30 protein-coding genes are annotated in these 25,353 nt (G+C 65.6%); 15 read left to right on the top strand and 15 right to left on the bottom strand.

What is annotated here, in order from left to right; all coding sequences use genetic code 11:
- Positions 1-2 precede the first annotated feature (2 nt).
- Together AB0362_RS09380 and AB0362_RS09375 are read right to left on the bottom strand one after the other, a co-directional pair.
- A complete protein-coding gene (locus tag AB0362_RS09380) occupies positions 3-884 on the bottom strand; it encodes a GNAT family N-acetyltransferase (RefSeq protein ID WP_317809692.1) in 882 nt (293 codons plus the stop codon).
- A gap of 62 nt (positions 885-946) precedes the next feature.
- On the bottom strand, positions 947-1,549 hold the full coding sequence (locus tag AB0362_RS09375) for a peptide deformylase (RefSeq protein WP_094640994.1): 603 nt from the start codon (positions 1,547-1,549) through the stop codon (positions 947-949).
- Positions 1,550-1,842: 293 nt separating this feature from the next.
- Here AB0362_RS09375 and AB0362_RS09370 point away from each other — a divergent pair, with 293 nt between their 5' ends.
- The 4 genes from AB0362_RS09370 (at position 1,843) to AB0362_RS09355 (ending at position 4,728) form a co-directional block, all read left to right on the top strand.
- Positions 1,843-2,181: a DUF3263 domain-containing protein gene (locus AB0362_RS09370; RefSeq protein WP_032393769.1), complete on the top strand. Its 339-nt coding sequence runs from the start codon at positions 1,843-1,845 to the stop codon at positions 2,179-2,181.
- 57 nt (positions 2,182-2,238) lie between these two features.
- Entirely contained in the window at positions 2,239-2,772 is a 534-nt protein-coding gene (locus AB0362_RS09365; RefSeq protein ID WP_317809693.1) for a LytR C-terminal domain-containing protein, read from the top strand.
- A gap of 113 nt (positions 2,773-2,885) precedes the next feature.
- The gene (locus AB0362_RS09360) at positions 2,886-3,596 is read left to right on the top strand and encodes a superoxide dismutase family protein (RefSeq protein ID WP_317809694.1); all 711 of its coding nucleotides are present in this window, start codon (positions 2,886-2,888) and stop codon (positions 3,594-3,596) included.
- Between the two features lies 1 nt (position 3,597).
- Complete coding sequence (locus tag AB0362_RS09355) at positions 3,598-4,728, top strand: glutamate--cysteine ligase (protein ID WP_231893727.1); 1,131 nt, start codon at positions 3,598-3,600, stop codon at positions 4,726-4,728.
- A 16-nt stretch (positions 4,729-4,744) separates the two neighbouring features.
- Here AB0362_RS09355 and mnhG read toward each other — a convergent pair whose 3' ends face one another.
- The 6 genes from mnhG to AB0362_RS09325 are packed head-to-tail and all read right to left on the bottom strand — an operon-like array spanning position 4,745 to position 11,113.
- Entirely contained in the window at positions 4,745-5,086 is a 342-nt protein-coding gene (mnhG, locus tag AB0362_RS09350) for a monovalent cation/H(+) antiporter subunit G (RefSeq protein ID WP_068048100.1), read from the bottom strand.
- A 19-nt stretch (positions 5,087-5,105) separates the two neighbouring features.
- Complete coding sequence (locus tag AB0362_RS09345) at positions 5,106-5,363, bottom strand: monovalent cation/H+ antiporter complex subunit F (RefSeq protein WP_269595061.1); 258 nt, start codon at positions 5,361-5,363, stop codon at positions 5,106-5,108.
- Complete coding sequence (locus tag AB0362_RS09340) at positions 5,360-6,007, bottom strand: Na+/H+ antiporter subunit E (RefSeq protein WP_068048102.1); 648 nt, start codon at positions 6,005-6,007, stop codon at positions 5,360-5,362. The genes AB0362_RS09345 and AB0362_RS09340 overlap by 4 nt, the downstream gene beginning before the upstream one ends.
- Positions 6,004-7,647, bottom strand: coding sequence for a Na+/H+ antiporter subunit D (locus AB0362_RS09335; protein ID WP_094640997.1), 1,644 nt, complete (start codon positions 7,645-7,647; stop codon positions 6,004-6,006). The genes AB0362_RS09340 and AB0362_RS09335 overlap by 4 nt, the downstream gene beginning before the upstream one ends.
- Positions 7,644-8,267, bottom strand: a complete 624-nt coding sequence (locus tag AB0362_RS09330; protein WP_366235502.1) for a Na(+)/H(+) antiporter subunit C — start codon at positions 8,265-8,267, stop codon at positions 7,644-7,646. The genes AB0362_RS09335 and AB0362_RS09330 overlap by 4 nt, the downstream gene beginning before the upstream one ends.
- Entirely contained in the window at positions 8,264-11,113 is a 2,850-nt protein-coding gene (locus tag AB0362_RS09325) for a Na+/H+ antiporter subunit A (protein WP_366235501.1), read from the bottom strand. Before AB0362_RS09325 ends, AB0362_RS09330 begins: the two co-directional genes overlap by 4 nt.
- Before the next feature lie 232 nt (positions 11,114-11,345).
- On the opposite strand from AB0362_RS09325, the gene AB0362_RS09320 reads away from it, so the two are divergent.
- Positions 11,346-11,756, top strand: coding sequence for an NUDIX domain-containing protein (locus AB0362_RS09320; RefSeq protein ID WP_197477955.1), 411 nt, complete (start codon positions 11,346-11,348; stop codon positions 11,754-11,756).
- Positions 11,757-11,817: 61 nt separating this feature from the next.
- Positions 11,818-12,570 (top strand): isocitrate lyase/phosphoenolpyruvate mutase family protein, encoded by a 753-nt coding sequence (locus AB0362_RS09315; protein WP_366235499.1) that lies wholly within the window; start codon positions 11,818-11,820, stop codon positions 12,568-12,570.
- Between the two features lie 53 nt (positions 12,571-12,623).
- Here the strand turns inward: AB0362_RS09315 and AB0362_RS09310 are convergent, their stop codons facing one another.
- The 5 genes from AB0362_RS09310 to AB0362_RS09290 all read right to left on the bottom strand — a co-directional run bounded on the left by AB0362_RS09310 (position 12,624) and on the right by AB0362_RS09290 (position 17,363).
- A complete protein-coding gene (locus tag AB0362_RS09310; protein WP_366235498.1) occupies positions 12,624-14,798 on the bottom strand; it encodes an AAA family ATPase in 2,175 nt (724 codons plus the stop codon).
- Positions 14,799-14,831: 33 nt separating this feature from the next.
- Complete coding sequence (pssA, locus tag AB0362_RS09305; RefSeq protein ID WP_068048120.1) at positions 14,832-15,686, bottom strand: CDP-diacylglycerol--serine O-phosphatidyltransferase; 855 nt, start codon at positions 15,684-15,686, stop codon at positions 14,832-14,834.
- Positions 15,687-15,694: 8 nt separating this feature from the next.
- On the bottom strand, positions 15,695-16,411 hold the full coding sequence (locus tag AB0362_RS09300) for a phosphatidylserine decarboxylase (RefSeq protein ID WP_300522710.1): 717 nt from the start codon (positions 16,409-16,411) through the stop codon (positions 15,695-15,697).
- A 132-nt stretch (positions 16,412-16,543) separates the two neighbouring features.
- Positions 16,544-16,810, bottom strand: coding sequence for a GlsB/YeaQ/YmgE family stress response membrane protein (locus AB0362_RS09295; RefSeq protein WP_068048126.1), 267 nt, complete (start codon positions 16,808-16,810; stop codon positions 16,544-16,546).
- Between the two features lie 88 nt (positions 16,811-16,898).
- Positions 16,899-17,363 carry an SRPBCC family protein gene (locus AB0362_RS09290; RefSeq protein ID WP_068048129.1) on the bottom strand — a complete coding sequence of 155 codons (465 nt, stop codon included), beginning with the start codon at positions 17,361-17,363 and terminating at the stop codon, positions 16,899-16,901.
- A gap of 169 nt (positions 17,364-17,532) precedes the next feature.
- On the opposite strand from AB0362_RS09290, the gene AB0362_RS09285 reads away from it, so the two are divergent.
- Together AB0362_RS09285 and AB0362_RS09280 are read left to right on the top strand one after the other, a co-directional pair.
- Positions 17,533-17,928, top strand: coding sequence for a hypothetical protein (locus AB0362_RS09285; protein WP_366235497.1), 396 nt, complete (start codon positions 17,533-17,535; stop codon positions 17,926-17,928).
- Complete coding sequence (locus AB0362_RS09280; RefSeq protein ID WP_068048135.1) at positions 17,925-18,119, top strand: helix-turn-helix transcriptional regulator; 195 nt, start codon at positions 17,925-17,927, stop codon at positions 18,117-18,119. The genes AB0362_RS09285 and AB0362_RS09280 overlap by 4 nt, the downstream gene beginning before the upstream one ends.
- Positions 18,120-18,206: 87 nt before the next feature.
- On the opposite strand, the gene AB0362_RS09275 is transcribed toward AB0362_RS09280, so the two are convergent.
- Positions 18,207-19,004 (bottom strand): DUF1206 domain-containing protein, encoded by a 798-nt coding sequence (locus tag AB0362_RS09275; RefSeq protein ID WP_149406577.1) that lies wholly within the window; start codon positions 19,002-19,004, stop codon positions 18,207-18,209.
- 424 nt (positions 19,005-19,428) lie between these two features.
- Here AB0362_RS09275 and AB0362_RS09270 point away from each other — a divergent pair, with 424 nt between their 5' ends.
- From AB0362_RS09270 to AB0362_RS09245, 6 genes are read left to right on the top strand one after another with little or no spacing between them, the layout of a single operon-like run.
- The gene (locus AB0362_RS09270; RefSeq protein WP_300522721.1) at positions 19,429-21,084 is read left to right on the top strand and encodes an FAD-dependent oxidoreductase; all 1,656 of its coding nucleotides are present in this window, start codon (positions 19,429-19,431) and stop codon (positions 21,082-21,084) included.
- Positions 21,081-22,541, top strand: a complete 1,461-nt coding sequence (locus AB0362_RS09265) for an ATP-binding protein (RefSeq protein WP_366235496.1) — start codon at positions 21,081-21,083, stop codon at positions 22,539-22,541. Before AB0362_RS09270 ends, AB0362_RS09265 begins: the two co-directional genes overlap by 4 nt.
- Positions 22,538-22,882 (top strand): UBP-type zinc finger domain-containing protein, encoded by a 345-nt coding sequence (locus tag AB0362_RS09260; RefSeq protein ID WP_094641005.1) that lies wholly within the window; start codon positions 22,538-22,540, stop codon positions 22,880-22,882. The genes AB0362_RS09265 and AB0362_RS09260 overlap by 4 nt, the downstream gene beginning before the upstream one ends.
- Positions 22,879-23,298, top strand: a complete 420-nt coding sequence (locus tag AB0362_RS09255; RefSeq protein ID WP_269595072.1) for a DUF1801 domain-containing protein — start codon at positions 22,879-22,881, stop codon at positions 23,296-23,298. Before AB0362_RS09260 ends, AB0362_RS09255 begins: the two co-directional genes overlap by 4 nt.
- On the top strand, positions 23,295-23,981 hold the full coding sequence (locus AB0362_RS09250; RefSeq protein ID WP_366235495.1) for a GPP34 family phosphoprotein: 687 nt from the start codon (positions 23,295-23,297) through the stop codon (positions 23,979-23,981). Before AB0362_RS09255 ends, AB0362_RS09250 begins: the two co-directional genes overlap by 4 nt.
- A gap of 8 nt (positions 23,982-23,989) precedes the next feature.
- On the top strand, positions 23,990-24,595 hold the full coding sequence (locus AB0362_RS09245; protein ID WP_068048154.1) for a DJ-1/PfpI family protein: 606 nt from the start codon (positions 23,990-23,992) through the stop codon (positions 24,593-24,595).
- Here AB0362_RS09245 and AB0362_RS09240 read toward each other — a convergent pair.
- Positions 24,575-24,922, bottom strand: coding sequence for a DoxX family protein (locus AB0362_RS09240; RefSeq protein ID WP_366235494.1), 348 nt, complete (start codon positions 24,920-24,922; stop codon positions 24,575-24,577). The two genes, AB0362_RS09245 and AB0362_RS09240, sit on opposite strands and share 21 nt — an antisense overlap.
- Positions 24,923-25,001: 79 nt before the next feature.
- On the opposite strand from AB0362_RS09240, the gene AB0362_RS09235 reads away from it, so the two are divergent.
- The gene (locus AB0362_RS09235; RefSeq protein WP_094641009.1) at positions 25,002-25,331 is read left to right on the top strand and encodes a helix-turn-helix domain-containing protein; all 330 of its coding nucleotides are present in this window, start codon (positions 25,002-25,004) and stop codon (positions 25,329-25,331) included.
- Positions 25,332-25,353: the final 22 nt, after the last annotated feature.

The following is a 25,353-nucleotide window of genomic DNA, read 5'->3' as shown; positions in this document are numbered from 1 at the left end:
CCTTATCGAACGCCTCCGACAGGCCGGGCATAGCGATACCGATGGTGGTCCTCGAAGCCGAGGTCTCGGTACAGAGCAACGGCTTCGGTGTTGTCGACGGCCACCTGCAGGTACGCGTGTGTCGCTCCGTTGTCGCGTCCCCATCGCACCAACTCGCCGCACATCAGAGTGCCGAGGCCGTTGCGGCGATGCTCGGGAGAGACCCAGAGCGAGGTCAGTCCCACCCAGCATCGACCGTCCGGGGCGGTGGTGACGGCCGCGCGACCGACGGCGGCCGCCGACGACGAGTGCGCGCCGATCATGCCGAAACCGAGGGTGCCGCCCCGCACTGCGGCGACCACCTCCGCTGCGCCCGCGGGAGCCTCGCTGCCCTGGTAGCGCAGGGAATTCAGCCACTCGGCTGTCGGCTGCGCGGTGACGGCGATAGCCGAATCACCGCCGCGCAGAACGAGCTTCGCGATGTCCGCAGCCATGACGGCGGTCTCGTTGTAGGTCCGCCACCCGGCCGGCGCGCTGCCGAGACGGTCGGGGAGCGAGAGCGTCGGCACCAGTCCGCGAGCGGCGTATCGGTCGACGATCTGCGCGAGAGTCTCGGCCGTCGTCGACGCTCCGGGTTCGAGGGGTGCCGCCGAGTTGGCGCGGCCGGTGAACCCGTGACCGAATCGCAGCTGCCAGCCGTCGATCCACTCCCGCTCTACGCCCGGCCAACCGTCGGCGGCAGCGGCCTCGAGCGAGCGGATCTCCGACGTCCGAATCGGCTTGGGCCCCAGAGGTTTCAACGCTACGACTCGTTCGGCGGCGACCTGCACCAGCACGCCGTCCCGGCCGCGCACCGAGACCGAGCCTGCGTCCATCGCCACCAGTTCGCCGATCACGTCCGTCATCGGGTGGGTGTGGCCGGGTGGCAACCGATAGCGAAGCATCACCCGGGTACCCACCGGGACGGTCAGTCGTCGTCCTCGTCGTCGTGCCCGAACGGGTCGTCGACCGTGCCGGGCGTCCAGCTCAGACCGGGCACGCCCCACCCGGCGCGCTTGATCGCCTTCTTCGCGGCCCGCGCATGTCGACCGATGAGCACGTCCGTGTAGAGGAAGCCGTCGAGATGACCCACCTCGTGCTGAAGCATCCGAGCGAAGAATCCGTGACCCTCGATGTCGACGGGATCGCCCTTGGCATCCGTACCGGTCACCCGGGCCCACTCGGCGCGCCCGGTGGGGTGCTGCTCGCCGGGGACGGATAGGCAGCCCTCGTCGTCGTCGTCCGGATCGGGCATCGTCTCCGGAATCTCGGAGGTCTCGAGTACCGGATTGACGACCTCGCCGCGGCGGCGGAAGACCTTGCCGTCCTCGCCTTGATCGGGGCAGTCGTAGATGAACAGACGCTTGCCGACACCGACCTGATTCGCGGCGAGTCCGACGCCGTTCGCGGCGGCCAACGTCTCGTACATGTCGGCGATCAGCTCGGCCAGCTCGGCGGGTGACTCGGTGACGGGAGCGGTTGCGGTGTGCAGCACCGGATCGCCGACGATCCGGATGGGAAGAATTGCCATGGTCGACAAGGATACCGGGAGTGGAGCCTGCGGAATGACCCGTGGTGAGGAGTGGAGCCTGCGGAATGAGCCAGTGGTGTGCGTCGCGCATGCGGTCGAGTAGGTGGAACACGCCACGCGCGGGCAGCCCGCAGGAGCCGTGTCCCCGGCGTCGGACATGGTTGAATGATCCCCGAAGTACAACTGTGTAATTCGGTCGGCGCTCCTACGGGTGTCGGCAGTACTGGGGGAAGCAGATTTCTCCGGGTGGGTGATCCTGCCGACCCTGGGAAGTCGAGAAGTCGAGGAGTGGGATGGACGGCGCAGCAGCGCGTGACTCGAACCAGTCTCAGCAACCGGGAAGTTCGGACGGCTCTCAGGATCCGAACGAGGTCGGTGCGGACGGACTGAGTCGACGAGAGCACGACATCCTGTCCTTCGAGCGGCAGTGGTGGAAGTACGCCGGGGCCAAGGAAGAGGCCATCAAGGAACTCTTCTCCATGTCGGCGACCCGCTACTACCAGATCCTGAATGCGTTGGTCGATCGTCCCGAGGCGCTCGCCGCGGATCCGATGTTGGTCAAGCGCCTGCGCCGGTTGCGTGCGAGCAGGCAGAAGGCTCGTGCGGCACGTCGGCTGGGTTTCGACGTCTGAGCAGGTCGTGCGTTCCGTGTGCCGAGTCGCCGTCGACGGTCGGCTAGGGTCGATCAGGTGAGCAGCCCGAACCCGGAACAGACCGGGCCACCACTCCGCGCCCTGGCCATGGTGTTGATCTCGCTCGCGATCCTGTTCGCAGCGATCGGGGCGTTGTCTCTGACGGGTTCCGATTCCGACGATGCGGCCGCCGAGCCCGCCGCCGAGACGACGAGCGCACCGGCCGCGGTCGCACCGACCGCACAGGCTCCTGCAGCCCAGGTTCCCGCGGGCGATTCGGCGACCGGTGCCGCGGCACCCACCACCACCTCGGGCGCACCCGCCGACGTCGAAGTGCGAGTACTCAACAACTCCAATGTCTCCGGCCTGGCCGCCGGTACCGCGAGCACGTTGACCGCCGAGGGTTGGAACGTCGCCGAGACGGGCAACTTCAGTGAAGACCAGTTCGCGCAGACCGCGGTGTACTACGGCACGACGGCAGGTGAGGAACAGGCCGCGCAGACCATCGCCACGCAGCTCGGCGTCCCGGCCGAACCCAAGCCGACCTCGCTCGAATCCACGACAGGCGTCGTCGTCATCGTGACCCAGTAGTCCTGCAGCGGCCAGTTCCACAGCGTCGACTTCCGTGCCCGATTCGGCTGAATCGGTCGGCACGTTATCATTTCCGAGCCCGGCGAAACTGCCTGAAAGAGGAGCGATTTCCGATGGACATGTTCAAGCGACGCACTGCCGCGACCCGATCGTTGCGTTACGTGGCCCCGGTCCTCGCGATCGCAGCTCTCGGGCTCTCCGCCTGCAGCAACGGCGAGGTCCCGTCCGACGTCCCCGGCACCGTCCCGCCGGTGTGGACCGGAGAGGCCGATCCGTCGGCAGAAGCCGTCGCCGGCGACAGCCCGGCCGAGTCGAGCTCCGGCGACATCATCGAAGCCGCACTGCGCGACGCCTCCGGTGCCGAGGTCGGCACGGTGTCGTTCGCGTCCGAGGGCGACAAGCTCACCGTCACCGCCGAGGTCGAGGGCATGACCCCCGGCTTCCACGGCTTCCACGTTCACACCGTCGCCGCCTGCGAGCCGAACTCCGTGGCACCGACAGGCGGGGAGCCCGGCGCATTCCTGTCCGCGGGCGGTCACCTGCAGGTCGACGGCCGCACCGAGTACCCGGCCAGCGGTGATCTGACGTCCATTCAGGTCGGCGAGGACGGCACCGGGATGCTCACGACCACCACCGACGCGATCACACTCGACGATCTGCGTGCGGGCGGTGCCGGAACGGCTGTGATCGTGCACGAGGGTGCCGACAACTTCGCCAACATCCCGCCGCGATACACCCTGCCCGACGGTGCCGCCGTGCCGGACATGACGACTCTGATGACCGGCGATGCCGGCTCGCGGGCGGCGTGCGCGGTACTGCAGTAGTTTGAGCGCTCCCCGGATCGACTTCGCGAGTTCACCGCGCCCGACGCTCGGCGTCGAGTGGGAGATCGCGCTTGTCGACAAGAACACGCGAGACCTGGTCAACTCCGCCGAGGCGGTCATGGACGGTGTCCGCGACCTGGCCGGGGACACCCCGCGGGTGACGAAGGAACTGCTCCGCAACACCGTCGAACTCGTCACCGGAGTGTGCGAGAACGTCGGGGAGGCGATGGCAGACCTCGGCGAGTCTCTCTCGCTCGTCGAGCGCGCGGCGGATCCGCTGGGAATCGATCTGTTCTCGGCGGGGACCCATCCGTTCGCCGAGTGGTCCACCCAGCAGCTCACCAGTTCCCCGAGTTACGACGAGTTGATCGCTCGGACGCAGTGGTGGGGTCGGCAGATGCTGATCTGGGGTGTGCACGTGCACGTGGGAGTGTCGTCTCCCGACAAGGTCTTTCCCATTCTCAACTCACTGCTGCTGCAGTACCCGCACCTGCTGGCGCTGTCGGCGTCCTCACCGATCTGGGCGGGCAACGACACCGGCTACGCCAGCAATCGTGCGTTGATGTTCCAGCAGCTGCCGACGGCCGGGCTGCCGTTCCAGTTCGAGAACTGGCCGCAGTTCGAGGGATTCGTTCGTGATCAGCTCAAGACCGGCGTCATCGAGCAACTCGGCGGCATGCACTGGGACATCCGCCCCGCCCCCAAGTGGGGAACCATCGAGGTTCGGGTGTGCGACGGGGCGTCGACCAAGCGGGAGCTCGCGGCTCTCGTCGCGTTGACGCACTGCCTCATCGTCCATCTCGACGAACGTCTCGAAGCGGGGGAGACCCTGCCGTCGATACCGCCGTGGCACGTGCAGGAGAACAAGTGGCGGGCTGCCCGGTACGGCCTCGATGCCGAGATCATTCTCGACTCGGACAGCAACGAACGTCTGGTCACCGACGACCTGAACGACCTGCTCGAGAAGCTGACGCCGACGGCCGTCCGGTTGAACTGCGTCGACGAGTTGGCCGCGGTGGCCGACATTCCGCGGCTGGGGGCGTCGTACCAGCGTCAGCGGGCGGTGGCAGCGAAATCCAACGGTGACCTGCGAGCCGTCGTGGAATCGTTGGTCACCGACCTCCGCACCTGATCCGGCGCGGCTCGCACTACTCGTCGGGGTCGTTCGGTTCCATCTCGTTGACGATCAGCAGACCGTCGCGACCCCGCTGTTCTCGATAGGCGACGCGGCCCACGGTATGCGCGATTACCGGAGCGGTGACCAGCGTGAAGATGCCCACCAGCACGAGCATCCAGATGTCGACGTTGCCGCGCAGGCTGATGATGGCACCGATCAGCACCATGATCAGACCGACCACCTGCGGCTTGGTGGCCGCGTGCATCCGCGAGAGGGTATCGGGGAAGCGCACGATGCCGACGGCCGCGGTGAAGGCGAGCAGTGCTCCGAACAGGATGAAGGCAGAGGCAATGACCTGGGCTACGGTGCTCATTCGTCCCTCACTGTGTCACTCATTCGTCCCTCACTCGGAATCGCGCGATGCTGACCGACCCGACGAAGCTGACCAAGGACAGCGCGACGATGGCCGGTACGAGGGTGGTGTCGCGGCTGTAGACGGCCCACACTCCGAGACCGCACATCGAGACGGCCAGGATCGTGTCCATCGCGACGAGACGGTCGAGCGTGCTCGGTCCGTCGAGCAGTCGGTATGCGGTGAGGACCGCGGCACCGATCAGGAGGGCTCCGGCTATCGCCAGGACGACGGTCACGACCAGTCCCCCTTCCTCTTGTCGTCGGTCTTCTTGTCGTCTCTCGGGGCGTCGCGGTCCCTCGATGCCGGATCGTCACCGAGCACTCCGTGGTACTGCTCGTACTCCTGGAAGTGCAGCGGGCTCGGCTTCCAGTCGGAGTCTCGCTCGAACGCCGCGATGAAGAGTTTCTCCAGGTTTCGTACGTAGGCGTAGAAGCCGTCGACGGCCTTCTGCGTGCCCATGTCCAGCACGTGCACGTAGAGCAAGCGTCGGGTTCGGTCTATCTCGAGCACCATGGTGCCGGGCACGAGGTTCATCGCGTCGACGAACAGGGTGAGCACCAGATCGGATTTGATAGCGATGCGGCAGCGCAGCACGCCGGTGACCGGCGGTGCTTTCGGGCGGATCGCCAACCAGGCCACATTGACGCTGGATTCCCCTGCGTAGTAGAGAAATACGACGGCCAGCTTGACGAGTGACAACACGTGGATGCGGCCCTCGACCGGAACACGAGGCAACGGCAGCAGCACCATGATGAGCAGTCCCACCGCGATGCCGCCCAGGACGTTCGCCGCAGAGACGTTGCCCCACAACAGAACCCAGATTGCCGTCAGCCACGCGAGCGTCCACAGGCGCAGCAGAACGGAGCGGTTCATCTTCATCGGGTGCCCTCCTCGTTCGTGCGCGACTGCTCGTAGGCCTGATCGCCGACCCATTCCGCACCGCGCACCGCATCGATGTACACCGACCGATCGCGAAGGTCTGCCGCAGCGCGATCGCTGATGTCGATGATGGGGCCGGCGAACACCGTCATGGCCAAGCCGACGGCCACGAGCCCGATGGTCGGAAGCAACATGAAGGCGGGCATCCGGCCCACGTCCTCGCGGTCACCGAACTGGATGTCGGACGAGTCGTCGAGAAGAGCGGACGGGCTGTTGTCGGCCAGGTCGCCCTCGGGAGCGTCGGCGCGAGCTCGCCAGAACGCCTTGGTCCAGACTCGGGCGACGACGTACAGCGTCAACAGGCTGGTGACGGTTCCACCCGCGACGAGCAACCAGGCCAACACGCTGCCCTGCTCGCTACCGGCCTGCAGCAGTGCGACCTTTCCGATGAAACCCGAGAACGGCGGAATGCCACCGAGATTGAGGGCCGGCACCAGGAACACGATCGCCAGCACCGGGCTGGCCGCAGCCAGACCGCCGAGGCGTCGAAGCGACGACGAACCGGCCTGACGCTCGATGAGACCGACGACGAGGAACAGCGTCGTCTGCACCAGAATGTGGTGGGCGACGTAGTAGATCGAGCCGGACAATCCCGATTGTGTCGACAGAGCGACGCCGAAGATCATGTAGCCGATATGGCTGACGAGGGTGAACGACAACAGTCGCTTGATGTCGCTCTGTGCGATGGAGCCGAGGATGCCGACGAGCATCGTCAGCAGGCCGCAGACCATCAGTACGTTGTCGAGTGAGCCGTCGGGGAACAGCAGGGTGTGGGCGCGGATGATCGCGTACACACCGACTTTCGTCAGCAGGCCGGCGAACACGGCGGTGACCGGTGCCGGGGCGGTGGGATACGAGTCGGGCAGCCACGTCGAGAGCGGGAACACCGCGGCCTTGATGCCGAACGCGACCAGTAGAACCGCGAAGATCGCGGTTCTGGTTCCTGGGGTGATGTCGTCCATGCGTACCGCGATGTGGGCCAGGTTCAGCGTTCCGGTGGCTGCGTAGACCAGCGCGATGCCGATCAGGAAGATCAGCGAGGACACCATCGACACCATCACGTACGACACGCCCGCACGCACGCGGTCGGCACTCGCGCCGAGTGTCAGCAACACGAACGACGCCGCGAGCAGCACCTCGAAGCCGACGAACAGGTTGAACAGGTCGCCTGCGAGGAACGCGTTGCAGACACCTGCGGTCAACGCGAGGTAGGTCGGCAGGAAGATCGAGACGGGCTGATTCTCGCTACCGTCGCGGATGCCCTGGCCGATCGAGTAGACCATGACGGCCAGCAGCACGATGGACGAGACGACGAGCATCATCGCCGACAGACGGTCCACCACGAGGGAGATGCCGAGCGGGGAATCCCAACCGCCGACCTGCAGTGCGCTGGTGCCGTCGCGATCGGCGAGATAGAGCATCACCGACGAGATCGCGACCACCGCGGTGAGCGCGACGATGGTGATGAATCGCTGAGCGCGAGGCCGTCGCCCCAGCACCAGGGTCGACGCGGCGGCGAGCATCGGAATCAGTACCGGCAGCGGAGTCAGAACGTCGATCACTGCGGGGGAGATCGTCATGAGTGGTCTCCCTTCTCATCTGGGCGGCTGTCGTCCTTCTCGGCGGTGTCGAGTCCGTCCAGCCCGCGCAGCTGCGGGTTGTCGTCGTCGTTGTCGAAATCACCGTCGTGCAGATCCTCGTAGCACTCGAGATCCTCGAGGTTTCTGATCTCCTCGAGCGGAATGGGGTTGCCCTTCGAGTCGAATGCGTCGCCGCCGAAGCTCGGCTCACCCGTCACCGGGTCGTCCGAGCGGTCGCGGTCGGGGGCCTCGGCCATCGAGCGGCGCCGGGACACCTTGGTGTCCTCGGGGTCGTTCTCGACGTCGTCCTTGGTGTTGAGAGTGAACGACCGGTAGGCCAGAGCCAGCACGAACGCCGCGATTCCCATCGTGATGACGATTGCCGTCAGGATCACCGCCTGGGCCAGCGGGTCCGCCATCTCCTGGTTCACCGCGTTGTCCCGACCCACGATGGGCGGGGCTCCCGCAGGGCCGGCGATCGTGAGCATGAGCAGGTTGACGCCGTTGCCGACGAGTAGCAGGCCCAGCAGCATCTTGGTGATACTGCGCTCGAGCAGCAGATACACACCCGCCGCGATGAGGACACCGACAATGACGAGCATTCCGAGATCAGCGGTCATGGGGCGCTCACTCGGCCTTGGCTCTGCATTTCCACCTGTGCGTCGAGACGCGCGCCGAGACTACGGAGCACGTCGAGTACCAACCCGACCACGATGAGATACACACCGAGGTCGAAGAACAATGCGGTGACCAACTTGATGTCGCCGAGGATCGGCAACGTCACCTCCAACGTCGCCGAGGACAACGCCGGGGCTCCGAGGAACATCGACGCCACCGCGGTTCCGGCCGCGAAGATCAAGCCGAGTCCGAGGATCTTTCCGGCGTCGATCGGAACTGTCTCACCGAGCTCGTAGCGGCCACCGGCCAAGTACCTCAGCACCAGCGCCAGGCCGGCGGTGAGACCACCGGCGAAACCGCCGCCGGGAGCGTTGTGACCGGAGAAGAAGAAGTAGATCGAGAGCACCATGATCGTCGGGAAGATCAATCGCGTCGTGACCTCGAGAATCAACGAGCGATGACGCGGATCGATCAGATCGCCGCCGAGCAGCCACGTCGTCTCCGCCGCGTAGTTCGCATCGGAGGACGACGAGGGGGCGTCGGACACCCGCGGAGCGCTACCGAACCGGCGGTTGCGGAAGACCAGGCTCGCCACGCCCGTAGCCGCGACGAGCAGCACGCAGATCTCGCCGAGAGTGTCCCAGGCGCGGATGTCCACGAGGATCACGTTGATGACGTTCTGGCCGTCGCCCAGGTTGTATGCGGCGTCCGGCAGGAGCAGCGACACCGGGTCTGTGTTTCGGGCGTTCATCGCGAACGCACCCAGGATGCTCACGGTCGCCCCGACGGCGACGGCGAGCACCGCGCGAGGTCCGCGCGATCCGGCCGAACCCCGGTCGTCGACCTCGGCCGGGAGCTTGCGCAGGACGAGCACGAACATCACGAGGGTCAAGGTCTCGACGAGGAACTGGGTCAGCGCCAGGTCCGGGGCACCGTGGATGGCGAAGATGACTCCGCAGCCGTAGCCGGTGAGACCGACGAGAATGACGCTGGCCAGGCGGTTGCGCATCACCGTGGCTCCGAGGCCACCCGCGATCATGATGACCCCGATGATCAGCTGCAACGGGTTGTTCCACAGGGTGTAGTCCAAGTCCGGTTCTGCGCCGAGGATCAGCACGATCATCGGCAGCAGCACCAGCGTCAGCAGGATCGTGCCCTGAGTGAGAGGGAGCGAACCGCGCTGCGTCGTGCCGGTGAGGCGGATCGACAGGGTGTCCATGGACTTGAGCACGTTGTCGTAGATGCGGTCTGCGTTGCCGAGCGGAGGATGCTCGAACTTGAGCCGGTTGACCACCCGATGCGCGATGAACAACCCGACACCACCGGTGACGACGACGACTGTCAGCGCCAACGGCAGATTGAATCCGTGCCAGAGCGCCAGGTGGTACGGCTCCTGGCCGTACGACGGCAGCGTGCGAGCGTACGGGCTGACGATGCGATCGACGATGGAGGACGCGAATCCGGCGACCAGACCGAGCACCGCCAGGAAGGCGGGTGCGGCGAGGAACAGGGCTGCCGGCGCGTGCATCGCCTTGACCGACGGACTCGCCCGCTTGAGCTGCTTGCGCGCGAACGCGCCCCAGACGAACCGAATGCTGTAGGTGACCGTGAGTATCGATCCGATCACCAGGCCTGCGACGACGAAGGCCGCGACCGTGGGATCGAGCGTCGGGGTGCTGATCACGGCCGACAACGCCGTCTCCTTGCCGACGAACCCGAGCATCGGCGGAAGTCCGGCCATGCTGGCCGCGGCCAGCGCGGCTATCGCGGCGAGCCAGGGAGCCTTCTTGCCCAGGTGGGCCAGTTTGCGGATGTCGCGGGTGCCGGTGGTGTGATCGATGATGCCGACGACCATGAACAGCGCCGCTTTGAACATCGCGTGGGCGATCACCATCGTCAGGCCGGCGAGCATCGCCTTCTCCGAGCCGATGCCGACCAACACCATGAGGAAGCCGAGCTGGCTGACGGTGCCGAACGCGAGTATCAGCTTGAGGTCGAATGCGCGTAGAGCTCGCCACCCGGCCAGGATCATCGACAGCAGTCCGAGGCTGATCACCGTGGCTCGCCACGGGCCGGAATCGGCGAACCCCGGGGCCAGGCGCGCGACCAGGTAGATGCCTGCTTTGACCATGGCAGCGGCATGGAGGTATCCGCTGACCGGTGTCGGGGCGGCCATGGCTCCGGGGAGCCAGAAGTGCAGTGGCACGATGGCCGACTTGCTCAGTGCGCCGATGAGGACCAGCACGATCGCGACACCGGGCAACCAGCCGCCCGGCGCGTTCGCGACCAGCTCCGAGAGGTTGTAGGTGCCGGACACCTGGCCGAGGATGATGATGCCGACCAACATCGCCAGGCCGCCCGCGGTGGTGACGAGCAGTGCCTGGGTGGCCGCTCGTCTGCTCGACGCTCGCTCGGCGTAGTGGCCGACGAGCAGGAACGACAGGACGGTGGTGACTTCCCAGAAGATGTAGAGCACCAGCATGTTGTCGCTGGTGATGAGGCCGAACATCGCACCGGAGAAGGCGACCATTTCGGCGGCGAACAGCCCGAGCCGGGGCTCGTCGTCCTCGAAGTAGCGCGCACAGTAGAGCAGAATCAGTGCGCCGATGCCGAGGACCAGCAGCGACATGATGGCCGCGAGGGAGTCGAACCGCATGTCGATGTTCATCGACAGGCCAGGGACCCATTCGATGTTCAGTTTCTGTTCGGTTCCCCAGTTGCCGAACACCCAGATCAGGCTGAGCAGGGGTACGAGCGCGAGCGGGAAAAAGGCATTGCGACCCCACCAGCGGACGAACAGTGGCGCGAGCAGCGCGGCGGCGGCGTGCGCAAGAAGAATGGCGAGCAAAAATCACTCCGTCGTCTCGGTCGCATCGGCGATGAAACCGAGCGGTGGTCGTAGGGCGGCGATGAGTAGGGTGTGCGAAGTCCGTGTGAAGTTCGATGTGAAGCTTTGAGAAATAATGAACCGGTTGCCGAGCGGCAGCCGCGAGTTGTCGTTGTCCACTTTACTTTGCGAGGTAGGCGGCGTGCCAGGCGGTACAGAACGGTGCGGGTCCGTGAGTGAGGGGAGCGCGTCGGTGACCGATCCGAGGCTCATTCGGACCGCCGGGCTGGCGTACGTCCGAGATCGTCGAATGATCCAGACCCGATCGGCCGGAAAATCCGCGTTCTACATGGCGGGCGGAAAGATCGACCCGGGCGAGACGCCCGAGCAAGCACTGCATCGCGAGATCAGGGAAGAGCTCGATGCAGCGGTGACGGACGCCCGGCTCCTCGGGGTGTTCGAATGTGAGGCCTGGGGGCACCCGGCAGGAACCCCGCTCGAGATCACGTGTTTCCTCGCCGATCTGGCGACCGAGCCGACGCCGACCAGCGAGATCGCAGAGATCAGGTACTTCACCCGAGACGAGTACGCCGCCATGCCGGACGTCGCTCCGGGATCGCTGATGGTGTTCGACCGGATGAAAGCGCTCGATTTGATCGACTGAAGCGCGTATGTTGGTCGTACAGAGAACGTACGTTCTCTGTCGGTCACCGCGAAGGAGTCTCATGACGAACCTGTCCCAGAAAGCCACCACCCTGCTCGAGCTGCACAAGCCGGGCAACCCGGTCGTATTGCCGACGGTGTGGGACGCCTGGTCTGCCAACCTCGCCGTCTCCGCCGGGTTCAGCGCGCTGACCGTCGGAAGCCACCCCGTCTCGGACTCCATCGGCAAGCCCGACAACGAGGGCATCACCTTCGACGAACTGCTCACCCGCATCTCGCAGATCTCCGCCGCCGTGGACGCACCCCTGTCGGTCGACATCGAATCCGGCTACGGCGAGGACCCCAAGCGACTCATCGACGGACTGATCTCTGCCGGAGCCGTCGGCCTCAACATCGAGGACACCGTGCACAGCGAAGGCGGACGCCTCCGCGAAGCGCAGGAACATGCCGACTTCGTCGGAGCACTGCGCGCAGCATCCGACGCCACCGACGTCCACGTGGTCATCAACGCCCGCACCGACCTGTTCGTCAAGGCGATCGGCGACGAGAGCGACCGCGTCGACCGCGCCATCGCCCGGCTGAAGCTGTGCGCCGCAGCCGGTGCCGACTCGCTCTACCCCGTCGGCTTCCACAACGACGCGGACTACAAGCGTCTCGCCGAGGAACTCCCGCTGCCGATCAACGCCATCGCCAACCCGGCCGAGGGCGACCTGTCGCACTTCGCCTCCCTGGGCGTGGGTCGCATCAGCTTCGGCCCGATCTTCCAGATGGAACTGGCCAAGCGGGCAGAGGAAATCCTCGGCCGCTGGAAGTGAGAGCGGCTGCGCCGCACGTGCACGGAAACTCGTAGCCTGCTACGAGTTTCCGCTCACGACCCGTAGGCCCGCAGATGCGCCACCTGCTCGGGATCGAGTGACGGTCTGACCGTCGCCCGAGCGGCGGCGACATCGGCGGCGGTGACGTCGGCTGCATCCATCGACCGACGCATCGCCGTCAACGCGGCCTCGCGCAGCAACGCCGCGCAGTCGGCCGCAGAGTATCCGTCGAGATCGCGTGCCAGTGACTCCAGATCCACGTCCTCGGCGAGCGGAATGGATTTGCCCGACGCCTTCAGAATGTCCACTCGCGCATCGGAATCCGGCGGCGGCACGAACACCAGACGCTCGAGCCGGCCCGGCCGGAGCAGTGCGGGATCGATCAGATCGGGTCGGTTGGTTGCCCCGAGTACGACGACGTCGCGCAACGGTTCGACGCCGTCGAGCTCGGTCAGCAGCGCCGCGACGACCCGATCTCCGACGCCGGAATCCGAACTCTGCCCGCGTCGGGGCACGAGAGCATCCACCTCGTCCAGGAAGATCAGCGAGGGAGCGGAATCTCGGGCGCGTTGAAAGAGTTCTCGGACAGCCTTTTCCGAGGAGCCGACCCATTTGTCCATCAGCTCTGCGCCCTTGACCGAGTGCACGCTGAGTTGCCCGGAGCTCGCCAGCGCCCGCACGAGGAACGTCTTGCCGCAGCCGGGCGGACCGTACAGCAGAACTCCCCGCGGCGGTTCGATTCCCAAGCGCGCGAACGAATCCGGATGCCGCAGCGGCCACAGTACCGCCTCGGTGAGTGCCTGCTTGGTCTCCACCATGTCGCCGACGTCGTCGAGCGTGAGACTGCCGATCGCCAGTTCTTCGCTTCCCGAACGCGACAGCGGGCGAATCACCTGTAGAGCGCCCACCAGATCGTCCTGCGTCAATGATGCCGCGGCCGAATCGTTCGAAGCGCGCGCCGCTGCCCGCAGCGCCGACTCCCGCGTCAGGGCGGCCAGATCGGCGACCACGAAACCCGGTGTCCGTGAGGCGATCTCGCCCAGGTCGACGTCGCCCTGCGGAACCTTTCGGAGCAGATGCTCCAGCAATCCCTTGCGGCCCGCCGCGTCGGGCAGGGTCAGGGTGAGCTCACGATCGCACAGGTCCTGACCGCGCAGTCTGGGATCGGTCGCCTCCGGATGGGCCGTCGTCGCGATCAGGGCGAGACCGGGAGTGTCGACGGCCCGGCGCAGTACATCGAGGACGAACGTGGACGCCGGCTCGGGCTCGGAGGGCAACAACGCGTCGACGTCGGTGATGAGCAGAACCCCGGAACCGGCGAGTTCGTCCACTGCCGCGGTGACGCGATCGACCCGGGCCGACGCCTCGAGCGCGCCGATCGACGGTCCGTCCAGCACGACGCATGCGCGTTCACCGACGACCGCGCGCGCCAACGTCGCCTTGCCCACCCCGCCCGGTCCGGTGATCAACACCCCCAGATGCGGCGATGCGCCGAGCGTCGCCAACAATTCCGACTCGTCCAACGCCAGCCGCAGCCACTCGGTCAGCTTGGCCGCCTGCGCGCTCACTCCCACCAGATCGGCTGCGCTCACTCTCGGTATCGTGGCTTTCGGTGGCGCTGACACAGGTGCGGATGCCGAGGCAGCGACGGTGCCGGAGCCCCACCCGACCGCCGAATTGGGTTGCACACTCACCGGCCCACCCGACGGGTCGACGGCTGAGACCGTCAACAGCTCGGTGGTCCACGCGACCCCGAATGTCCTCGACAGCGCCTGCGTCGCAGATGTCGTCGAGGTTCCGGGGCCGAGATCACGGGGGAGAAGTGAGACGGTGTCGCCCACCGTCAGTACCTTGCCGAGCAACGCCTGTCGCAGGGTCGCGTCGGAGATGGAACCGGTGGCGAGTGCGGAGCCGGTCACGGTCACGGCCTTGGCCCCGTAGACGGTGACGGGTCCGACTGCGACAGAAGCATTTTCGCGAAGGCCGGTGTTGGAGAGAGTCACGTCGTCCAGCAGTGCGGTGCCCTGAGGTGATCCCTCGGGAGCCACGGCGACGACGGCGGCTGTACGACGAGAACCGATGAGCGACACCGCATCCCACTCACGCAGGCCCAGAGCCGCGAGGACTTCCGGATGCAGGCGCACGACGCCGCGTCGGGCATCGGCCGCCGAGGTGTTGAGGCGGGCAGTGAGAACGAGCTCAGGCGTCGTCGAGCGAGATTCGGTCACCACAGCCACACTAACGGGTCGGCTGCGCGCGGATCAGCTGCGAGGCCGACGCAGTCCCAGACGAGCCTGCGATCGGCGCGCATTTCCCGGAGCTCGTCGGATGGCCCGACGCTCGGCGCGGCGCTCGGCCGGCTTGGCGTCCCAGGTGTACGGACGTGCGGCGGTCCACCGCTGCGAGCGCACCGCGAACGGGATGTGCACCAGGTAGGCCAGTACCAGGCCCATCAGCAGGATCAGCGGGAAGGTGATGAGCGCGGCTGCGAGCAGTGCGACGAGCACCAGCAGGATCGCGGCCAGTCGCGGCGGCACCGAGACCGTCTTGAGCGCGAGCGTGGGGATGCGGCTGACGATGAGACCGGCGGTGAGGATCGCCCATCCGGCGACGACGTAGAACGAGGCCCACCAGCCGTCGCCGAACTGCTCGAAACCCGCGATCGGTGCCATGGCGATGAGCGCCCCGGCCGGTGCGGGAACACCGGTGAAGTACTCGCGCGCGTAGGCAGGAGTGTCGTCCTCGTCGAGCAGAGTGTTGAAACGCGCGAGGCGGAGCACGATGCTCACCGCGTAGACCAGCGCCACGATCCAGCCGCCGCTGCTGCCCTCGAGCAGTGTCACGTACAGCACCAGCGCCGGGGCGACACCGAACGAGATGGCGTCGGACAGCGAATCCAGTTCGGCGCCGATCTTGCTGGTGGCGTCGAGCAGTCGGGCGATGCGACCGTCCAACGCGTCGAGGATCGCAGCGGCACCGATCATGGCGAGCGCGGTGCCGAGCTGGCCGTCGAGGGCGAACTTGACCGCGGACAGGCCGGAGCACAGCGCGAGAATCGTGACGACGGACGGGAGCAGACGAATGGCAGCAGGTGGCTTGGCGCGTCTGGTGATCATGTCGGTTTCTACTGCGAAAGCTCGGCGAGCACTGTTTCGGCACCGACGGCCCGCTGGCCGCGTTCGACCAGCAGGGTGGTGCCCGCCGGGAAGTAGGTGTCCACGCGGGAACCGAATCGGATCAGTCCGTAGGTGTCGCCGATCGACAAGGTGTCGCCGACCTTGGCGTTGTTGATGATGCGTCGCGCAATGAGGCCGGCGATCTGCACGACGGCGACATCCTGACCGGAAGCGGTTCTGATGTGCATGCTGTTGCGCTCGTTGACCTCGCTGGCCTCGGCGAGGTCGGCGGATTTGAACTGACCGCGACGGTGCACCACTTCCACGACTTTTCCGCCGACGGGAACACGCTGTACGTGGACGTCGAGGACGGAGAGGAAGATGCTGACGCGCGGGACCGGCTCGGAGCCGAGAGCGAGCTCGGCCGGAGGAACGGCAGTGTCGACGAGTGTGACCAGGCCGTCGGCGGGAGCGACGACGACGCCGGGGCGATTCGGCGGCACTCGCGACGGGTGGCGGAAGAAGGTGGCGCAGGCTCCGGCGGCAACGAGGCCGGCGTTGCGGACCCACTTGGAGCGTCGACCGAGAACGGCGACGGCCAGCGGACCGCCGACGAACGGCAGCCCTGCGGGGTGTAGCGGTGGAATCGTTTCACGGACCAAGTCGACGATGTGAGCCGCTCCGGTGCGGGGCGGTTGACCAATCGGGGCGGGACGGCGTGCCACGGTCTCCTCTAACTTTTGTCGGACAGGTGTCGGCAGGTCGTGGTGCTGCGAGCGAATCGTGCGTCAACACGCGACTGCCGGAGCCATCACAGCGTACGTGAGGGCCCCGGCAGTCGAGAGGTGCGAGTGAGATCAGACGCGGCTGCGGCCCGTCACGAGCTTGACCAGGAACAGCAGGATGCACGCGCCGAGCAGGCAGGTGATGAAGCTGAAGATGATTCCGCCGCCCTCGACGTCGAGGAACGTGCTGAGCAGGAATCCGCCCAGGAGGCCGCCGACGATGCCGACGACGATGTTCAGGATGATGCCCATCTGAGCATCCGTCTTCATGATCTTGCTACCGATCCAGCCGGCGAGTCCGCCGATGATGATCCAGCCTACAAATCCGAGTCCCAACATAGGGTGCCCCCACTTTCCGTTCGTGTTTGTTGCTTGTCGAAACGACGGATGCCCGCGGGAAACAAACCTGAAACATTCCTGAGAAAAGTTATTTCTGGCTGGACTTCTCGCTCTCGGCCTTGATTCGACGCAGGGTCTTGTTCATGCCCTCGACGAGTTCGACGTCGAACTCGTCGATGCCCCCGAGGATGCGCTTGACCAGCAGTGACGACACTGCCGTGGTGCCCGTCGGTGCCTCCCGCTTCTCGACGACGGTCGTTCCGGTCGCGGTGGGAGTGAGCGTGTAGGACCAGATCGTCTTGTTCTCCACGACGCGGAACGCGAGTTCGCGGTTGGGTTCGAAGGTGACGACCTTGGCGGTGGTCGGCCAGACGAGCATCCCCTTGCGGTTGACGTTGAGCGTCTTGGTGCCCTTGCCGACCGGTCCGCCGAAGACCTTCATCTTCTTGCACTGCGGGCTCCACTCGCCCATGCGCTGCAGGTCGGAGACGATCGACCAGACGGTCTCGGGGCTCGCGGCGATGTCGATCGTGGCTTCGAGAGTCTTGCTCAACGTGGGCCTCCAGGTACGTGTGACTGAACGTTACGACAAATCGGTCACAGCATATGTGTGTCCGAGCTCATAGCGAAACGAGACGAAGGGGAATGTAAGAGAAGTTTGACATCGGAATCGAGTGGGGGTGAGATATGTCAAAGAACTCGTACACGCACGGGAGGTTGTCATGAGGGTCGCACTGTCACGAGTCCCCGCAGTAGTTCTCGGAATTGCCCTCGCCGCCGGTGTCGGGATCGTCGCCGCATCGGTGAGAGAAGACGGCGGGTGGCAGGTAGGTCTGGTGTTCGCCGCGGCGGTGGCCCCTGCCCTCGTCGGAGCGACGTGGACATTGGTTCCGCAACGATCACCGAAGATGCCGGAGAATCCGGAGGATTCCGTCGAGTTCCAGTGGTTGCAGCACGCGTCGTCCGGTGCCTTCTTCGACCTGATGATCGCACTAGGCCTCGCGTCGGCTGCCTCGGCGATACTCGACACGGAGTTGGTTCCGGTAGTCGCGTTTCTGGTGTTGGCCATGGTCGACGTGGCCGTGCGGTACCTGGTCGTCTCGCGTACGCAGCGGTGACTTCGAACCACGTGCACCGGCTGCGCACTGCTGCCGGTTTGTCACAACAGCAGTGCGCCGACGCGGTCGGCGTCAGCAGGCAGACGATCATCTCGATCGAGAAGGGCCACTTCGACCCGCGGCTCTCTCTCGCGTTCCGCCTGGCCCGGCTGTTCGAGGTCAGCGTCGACGAGTTGTTCGATCCACGGTGATCGAGCAACCCCGCACAGGTGAACGGAAACTCGTAGCAGGCTACGAACTACTGCTCACCTGGGTCGTTCCGCAGGCTCCACTCCCGCTCACATGCGAGCGAAGCGAGCCAACACGAAGGCATAGAGCCCGTAGAGCGCGATGCCCACGCCGGCGAGGATCAGCAGGACCTGACCGTACGGCTGCGAGCCGAGAGTCTTGAGAGCACCGTCGATGCCGGTGGCCTTGGACGGATCGGACTGCAGAACTGCCACCACGACGAGGAGTCCGGCTCCGACGAGTGCAGCGCCCTTGGCGGCGTATCCGGCGATGCCGAGTTTGACGACGGCCCCGCTCTGGTGTCCTTCGAGATCGTCGAGGAAGTTCTTCGAAACGCCCTTGTAGACGTGGTATCCGCCGACTCCGATGACGACCAGCGCGACGGCGATGAGCACGAGCTTGCCGCCGCCGGATTCCATCAGTCGCGCGGACCAGCCGGCGTTCTGTTGTCCGCTGGACTTGCCCGAGCCGGTGGCGAAGCCGTAGGTCGAGAAGGCGAACGCGATGTAGACGACGGCCAGCGCGCCTGCTTTGAGACGGTCCATGGCACTCCCGGCGCCGGCATCGGATTTCTTGCCGACGATCGCTTCGACGATGCGCCACAGCGCCAGCGCCACGAAAGCCACCACCGCGACCCAGAGCGCGATCTTTCCGCCGGGCTTCTCGGCCAGCTCGGCGAGTGCACCGGACTGGTCTGCGTTGCCGGCCTGGCCGAAGGCCAACCGGACGGCGATGTATCCGATCAGAATGTGCAGCACTCCGCTGACGAAGTGACCGGCTCGCGCTGCTTTCTCGAATGCTCCGTTGTTCTGCACGGAACTGGCCACAGAATTTCCCGACGTGTTCACGAACGTTCCCCGATCAGTTGATTTGGGCAGCCGTTTACCCCGACCGTAAGCGCAGGAAACTGTCTCGAGCTGCGAAACGCCGCACGAGATCCCACCGAGGCGTTAACACCGGGCGGACACTGATCGATGTAGCAAGCGGAGTGTCGGGACCAACGAAGAAATTGTTCGGAGTGATCCACCGTGAAATTACAGTCGATAATGCGTCGTACCAGCAGTGATCTCCCTCTGTTGAAAACCGCCAGGATGAGCGGCAGCCCGCGTACGTGGCCCGCCGAGAAGCTCGAACGGCTCCTCACCCCGCAGGAACTCGACCTGATTCGACGCGGCCGAATCTGACCCCGCTCTTTCCAGGCCCGCTTGCCTCCCATTCGGGGTGACGCGGTGGCATGCTCATGTCGTTGATGAGCACCAGTTCTGGAGGGTCATGAAACCGGTCATTCTCAGCGTCGACGACGACCCAGGAGTGTCGAGATCGGTCGCCCGCGACCTACGTCGGCGCTACGGGGAGCAGTACCGCATCGTGCGGGCGGAGTCCGGTGCAGGCGCTCTCGACGCGTTGAAAGAACTCGCGCTGCGCGGTACTCCCGTCGCCATTCTGTTGGCCGACTACCGCATGCCGCAGATGAGCGGCATGGAATTTCTCGAGCAGGCCATGGACATCTTTCCGACGGCCCGTCGCATTCTTCTCACCGCATACGCGGACACCGACGCCGCGATCGACGCGATCAACGTCGTCGATCTCGACTACTACCTGCTCAAGCCGTGGGATCCGCCCGAGGAAAAGCTCTACCCCGTGCTCGACGCCCAGCTCGAGGCCTGGTGTGCGTACGACCACCGAGCCGTCGAGGACACCAAGATCGTCGGCCACCGCTGGTCGGCGCGTTCGTCGGAGATCCGCGAGTTCCTCGCTCGCAACCAGCTGCCGTATCGCTGGTACATGTCCGACGAGGCCGAGGGGGCGCGGCTGTTGGCCGCGGCAGGTGTGGACGACGGACGGTTGCCGGTGGTCATCACCACCGAGGGTGCCGCGTTGATCGAGCCGTCCGATGCCGAACTCGGTGATCGGCTCGGTCTGACCGTCTCGCCGTCGGAGGAGTTCTACGATCTGGTCGTCATCGGGGGCGGTCCGGCCGGACTCGGAGCCGCGCTGTACGGCGCGTCCGAAGGCCTGCGGACCACCCTGATCGAGCGGACCGCGACGGGCGGTCAGGCCGGACAGAGTTCACGGATCGAGAACTACCTGGGTTTTCCCGACGGGGTCTCGGGAGCTCAGCTCGCCGAGCGGGCTCGTCGTCAGGCACTGAAGTTCGGTGCCGAGGTGGTCACCACCCAGGACGTCGTCGGCCTCGAAGCCAACGGTGCCGCGCGAACAGTGCGATTCGCCGACGGCCGCAGCATCAGCGCGCAGACGATCATCCTGTCCACCGGTGTCGCCTACAGGCGTTTGGACGCACCCGGAATCGACGACTTCACCGGACGCGGCGTGTTCTACGGATCGGCGATGACGGAGGCCGCGCGCTGCGCCGAGCAAGACGTCTACATCGTGGGAGGGGCGAACTCGGCCGGTCAGGCGGCGGTGTATCTCTCGCGCGGGGCAAAGTCGGTCACCATTCTGATCCGGGCCACCTCGCTCGAAGCGTCGATGTCGTACTACCTGATCAAGCAGATCGAGGAGAACCCGAAGATCAGCGTGCGGCCGTGCACCGAGGTCGTCGGCGTATCGGGAGACGGTCACCTCGAGTCGATCACGCTGCACAACCGAGCGACCGAGGAGACGACGACGGTCGACGCGCAGTACCTGTTCCTGTTCATCGGCGCGGCACCGCGCACCGAGTGGCTCGACGGGGTCCTCGTGCGGGACGAGCATGGATTCGTGGTCACCGGGCCGGATCTCGTCGTCGACGGGCGCGGGCCTGCCGGGTGGACGCCCGCCCGTCTCCCACACCACCTCGAAACGAGTGTGCCCGGTGTGTTCGCTGCCGGTGACGTGCGATCCGACTCGGCCAAACGCGTCGCGTCGGCGGTGGGAGAGGGAGCGATGGCCGTGATGTTGGTGCACAGATATCTGGCGAACCCATGACCGAGCAGACGCAGAACACGCCCGCGTGTGATCCGGAAGAGTTACGGACGCTGTTCCTGTTCGAGCAACTCACCGACGCGCAGCTGGCGGAGCTGTGCCGAGACGGGCGCATCGAAACGATCGAGCCGGGGCCGGTGTACGCGGAAGGCGAGCCGGCGACGTGCTTCTACGTTCTGATGGAGGGGGCCGTCGTGCTCTCGAAACTTTCCGGTGGCGAGGACCTGGTGGTCAATCGCACCTCGCAACGCGGGGTGTACGCGGGTGCGTGGCAGGCGTACCTGGGCGATCGGGTGCCGCAGACGTACCAGGGTTCGATGCGGGTGACCGAGCCCTCCCGGTTCTTCGTGCTCGACGCCGAGTGCTTCGCGTCCATCGTGCGGGAGTGGTTCCCGATGGCGTTGCATCTGCTCGAGGGACTGTTCTTCGGCAATCAGAACACCAAGCAGATAGTGGAGCAGCGAGAACGCCTGTTGGCGTTGGGTTCTCTGTCGGCCGGGCTGACGCACGAACTGAACAATCCGGCGGCGGCTGCGGTGCGGGCGACGTCGGCGTTGCGAAATCGGGTGGCGCACATGCGGCAGAAGTTGGCGATGATCGCCGGCGGCACTCTCGATCGCGGCAGCTTGGCGCATCTGGTCGGACTGCAGAACGAGGCCGTGGAACTGGTCGCCAAGGCTCCGAAGCTGACCGCGATGGAGGCGTCGGACCGCGAGGACGAACTGGGAGAGTGGTTCGAGGACAAGGGCATCGGTGACGGCTGGGATCTGGCTCCGACGTTCGTCTCGGCCGGTCTCGACGTGCCGTGGCTCGATCGGGTTTCCGCGACGGTCGACGATCCAGCGTTGCTCGAGGGCGCAATTCGGTGGCTCAACTACACCGTCGAAACCGAGTTGCTGATGAACGAGATCTCGGATTCGACCACGCGCATCTCCACGCTCGTCGGTGCAGCGAAGCAGTATTCGCAGATGGATCGTGCGCCGTATCGAACGGTGGATGTGCGCGAACTGCTGGACAGCACCCTGATCATGTTGGGCCGCAAGATCGGTGACGACATCACGGTGGTCAAGGACTACGACCCCGCGGTGCCGCCGATCCCGGCCTACGCAGCCGAACTCAACCAGGTGTGGACCAATCTGATCGACAATGCCGTGCAGGCGATGGCGGCTACCCCCGAGGAGAAGGGGGTGCTGACGGTGCGGACGTCGTTGGACGAGGATCAGGTCCAAATCGAGATCTGCGACACCGGAACCGGTGTGCCGCAGGAGATTCGGTCGCGCATTTTCGAGCCTTTCTTCACCACCAAGCCGGTCGGCGAGGGCACGGGGCTCGGCCTGGACATCTCGTGGCGCATCGTGGTGAACAAGCATCAGGGTGAGCTGCGGTTGGTGTCCGAACCCGGTGACACACGATTCGTCGTGCGGTTGCCCGTCGACCCTGCAATCGAGGAGGAACCATGACCATCGAAGGCATCGACCCGAAGATTCCGCCGTCGGGACCGGGTTGTGTGGAGTGCACGCAGACGCAGGGGTGGTGGGTACATCTGCGGCGGTGCGCGCAGTGCGGGCACATCGGATGTTGCGATTCCTCGCCGTCGCAGCATGCCAGTAAACATGCAGAGTCCACCCGGCACCAGTTCGTGCGAAGCTACGAGCCCGGCGAGGAATGGTTCTACAACTACGAGGACGAGCAGATGTACGACGGGCCGGAACTGGCTCCGCCGCAACATCGTCCACTCGATCAGACGGTTCCCGGTCCGCGCGAGCGGGTGCCGTCGAACTGGCAGGCCCTGATCAATTGAACGAGAATCTGACGCGACCCACCGACGTATCGGCCGAGGATTTCCTGGCGGCTGTGGAGCACCCGGTTCGCCGTGCGGACGGGTTCGCGCTCGCCGAGATCATGGGCCGCGTCACCGGGCAACCGGCGGTGATGTGGGGTCCGACGATGGTGGGTTTCGGAAGCTATCGATACACGACGGGCAGTGGCCGCCGGGGAGAGTATTTCGTCGTCGGGTTCTCCCCACGCAAGGCGAATCTGTCGGTGTACGGCGCCACGTACGCCCCGGAGTCGGAGAGCTTGCTCGAACGGCTGGGAAAGCACAAGCGAGGAGCGGGTTGCCTGTACGTGAACAAGCTCGCCGATGTGGACATAGCGATTCTCGAACAACTGCTGGCATACAACTACCCGTACATTCTGAGTAGCCTCGCGTCATGACCTTGATCGCGGAGGACCTGCTGTTGCTGTTGCTCGACGACGGCTCGGGCAAGCCGCTCGCCGACAGCACGAAGTTGCCACGGGTACTGGCAGGTGCGCTGGTCGTCGAGCTCGCCATGATCGGGTCGCTGCGCATCACCGGCCCGGACGAGCAGATCAAGAAGGATCACGTGGTCGTCGCAGGCTCCACGACCGAAGCGCCGAGTGACCCGGCGTTGCGTCGAGTGTTCGATCTGGTCGCGTCGGCGTCGCGGCCGATGAAGCCACAGAAGGTGATCGAGAAGTCGCAGAAGAATCTGGCGAAGGAACTGGCTGCGCGACTCGTCGCACAGGGTTTCGTCACGGAGAAGAAGGACAAGGTGTGGGGGTTGTTCCCGACGACGACGTGGCCTGCCCAGGACACCTCGCGTGAGAAGGTGCTGCGAGACGCGCTACGCAGCGCGCTGGTGGACGGGACGACGCCGTCGCCGCACACGGCTGCGTTGATCTCGTTGATCTCGGCGGTGGATCTGACACACAAGGTGATCGAGGATGCGGACAAGAAGCTGCTGAAGCGGCGCGCGAAGGAGATCGCCGAGGGGGAGTGGGCCGGCGCGGCTGTGCGCAAGGCCGTCTCGGACGTCAATGCCGCAGTGATGGCCGCGGTCATGGTGCCCGTCATCGTCTCCACCACGAGCAGTTGAGGAAGAAAATGACCAGAAGCATTGCCATTCTGTTGTTCGACGATGTCGAGGTACTCGACGCGTGCGGCCCGTTCGAGGTGTTCTCGGTGGCCAACCGGGTGGCCGAACGTGCAGGCAGCGCAGCGCCGTTCGAGGTGACGCTCGTCGGGATCGACGACAGGGCAGCTGTTGCTCGGGGCGGAATGAGAATCGGCGTCGACACCACGATCGACGACCCACGGCCCTACGACCTCGTCCTGGTACCCGGTGGCGTCGTGGACGCAGTCGAGGCGAACGGCAGCGTTCTGCAGTGGCTGCAGGGTCTTCGGCCCACCGCCGAGTTGGTCGCGTCGGTGTGCACCGGTGCGTTCGTGCTCGCGGCTGCGGGACTGCTCGACGGTCGTCCGGTCACCACGCACTGGGAGGACTTGGAACTGCTGCGCGAACGGTGGCCCGCGCTCGTCGTTCACGAGGGTGTTCGGTACATCGATCACGGCGACCTGGCGACGTCGGCTGGTATCAGTGCCGGTCTGGATCTGGCGCTGCATCTGGTCGCGCGGTGGTCGGGAGCCGATCATGCTCTCGCCACCGCGGGCCAGATGGATTACGACTGGTCAGGCGCTGAGCACCCGTAGAACCAGCGCGACGACGGAGAACATGGCCAGTCCGGCGGCGGGTGCGAAGTCTTTGTCCCCGGCGCGCAGGTGCGCGACGACGGCTCCGACGAAGTAGAGGATGACGCCGACGGCGGCAGCGACGCCGATCGGCCAGACGACCAAGCCGACCAGGAGGCCGACGGCACCGAGGATCTCGAGGTAGGCGAGCCACGGGATCTTGTCGGCGGGAACCCCGACCTGCTCGAGCATCGGGACGACGGAGGGATTCTTCGTCAGTTTTCCGATCGCGGAGAACGTGAGTGCGACAGCGAGCAGAACCGAGACGACGAGGGTTGCGATGAACATGTGCCCTGCTTTCATTTCTGAGGCCACTAGTAATTGCGAAGTAGCAAGGCGGACTCTAGCACCTCGGTAGGGTGGAGGCATGGTCTCGAACGAGCAGCCTCACGACCCTCGTGCCTGTGATGGAGCGCTGACCAAAGCATTCGGCTTTCTCGGCAAGAGATGGAACGGCCTGCTGCTGGCGACTCTGATGAACGGGCCGATGGGATTCTCGGACCTCCGCCGCGCCGTCGGCGGGATCAGTGACTCGGTGCTGTCCGAGCGCCTCGGTGAGCTGGGCAGAGCAGGGCTGGTGGCACGGGCCGTCACGGAGGGGCCGCCCATCTCGGTGGAATACAGCCTGACGCCGTCGGGAGAGGCACTGCTGCCGTCGCTGGAGGCTCTCACCGACTGGGCTTCGAAAAACCTCTGACCCCCGCGAAAGTTCGCGAGGG

Source organism: Rhodococcus sp. NPDC079359 (assembly GCF_040702585.1).
In the GTDB taxonomy this organism is placed as follows: domain Bacteria; phylum Actinomycetota; class Actinomycetes; order Mycobacteriales; family Mycobacteriaceae; genus Rhodococcoides.
The sequence above is the reverse complement of the archived record's forward strand: the minus strand, read 5'-3'. Positions and strand labels throughout refer to the sequence as shown.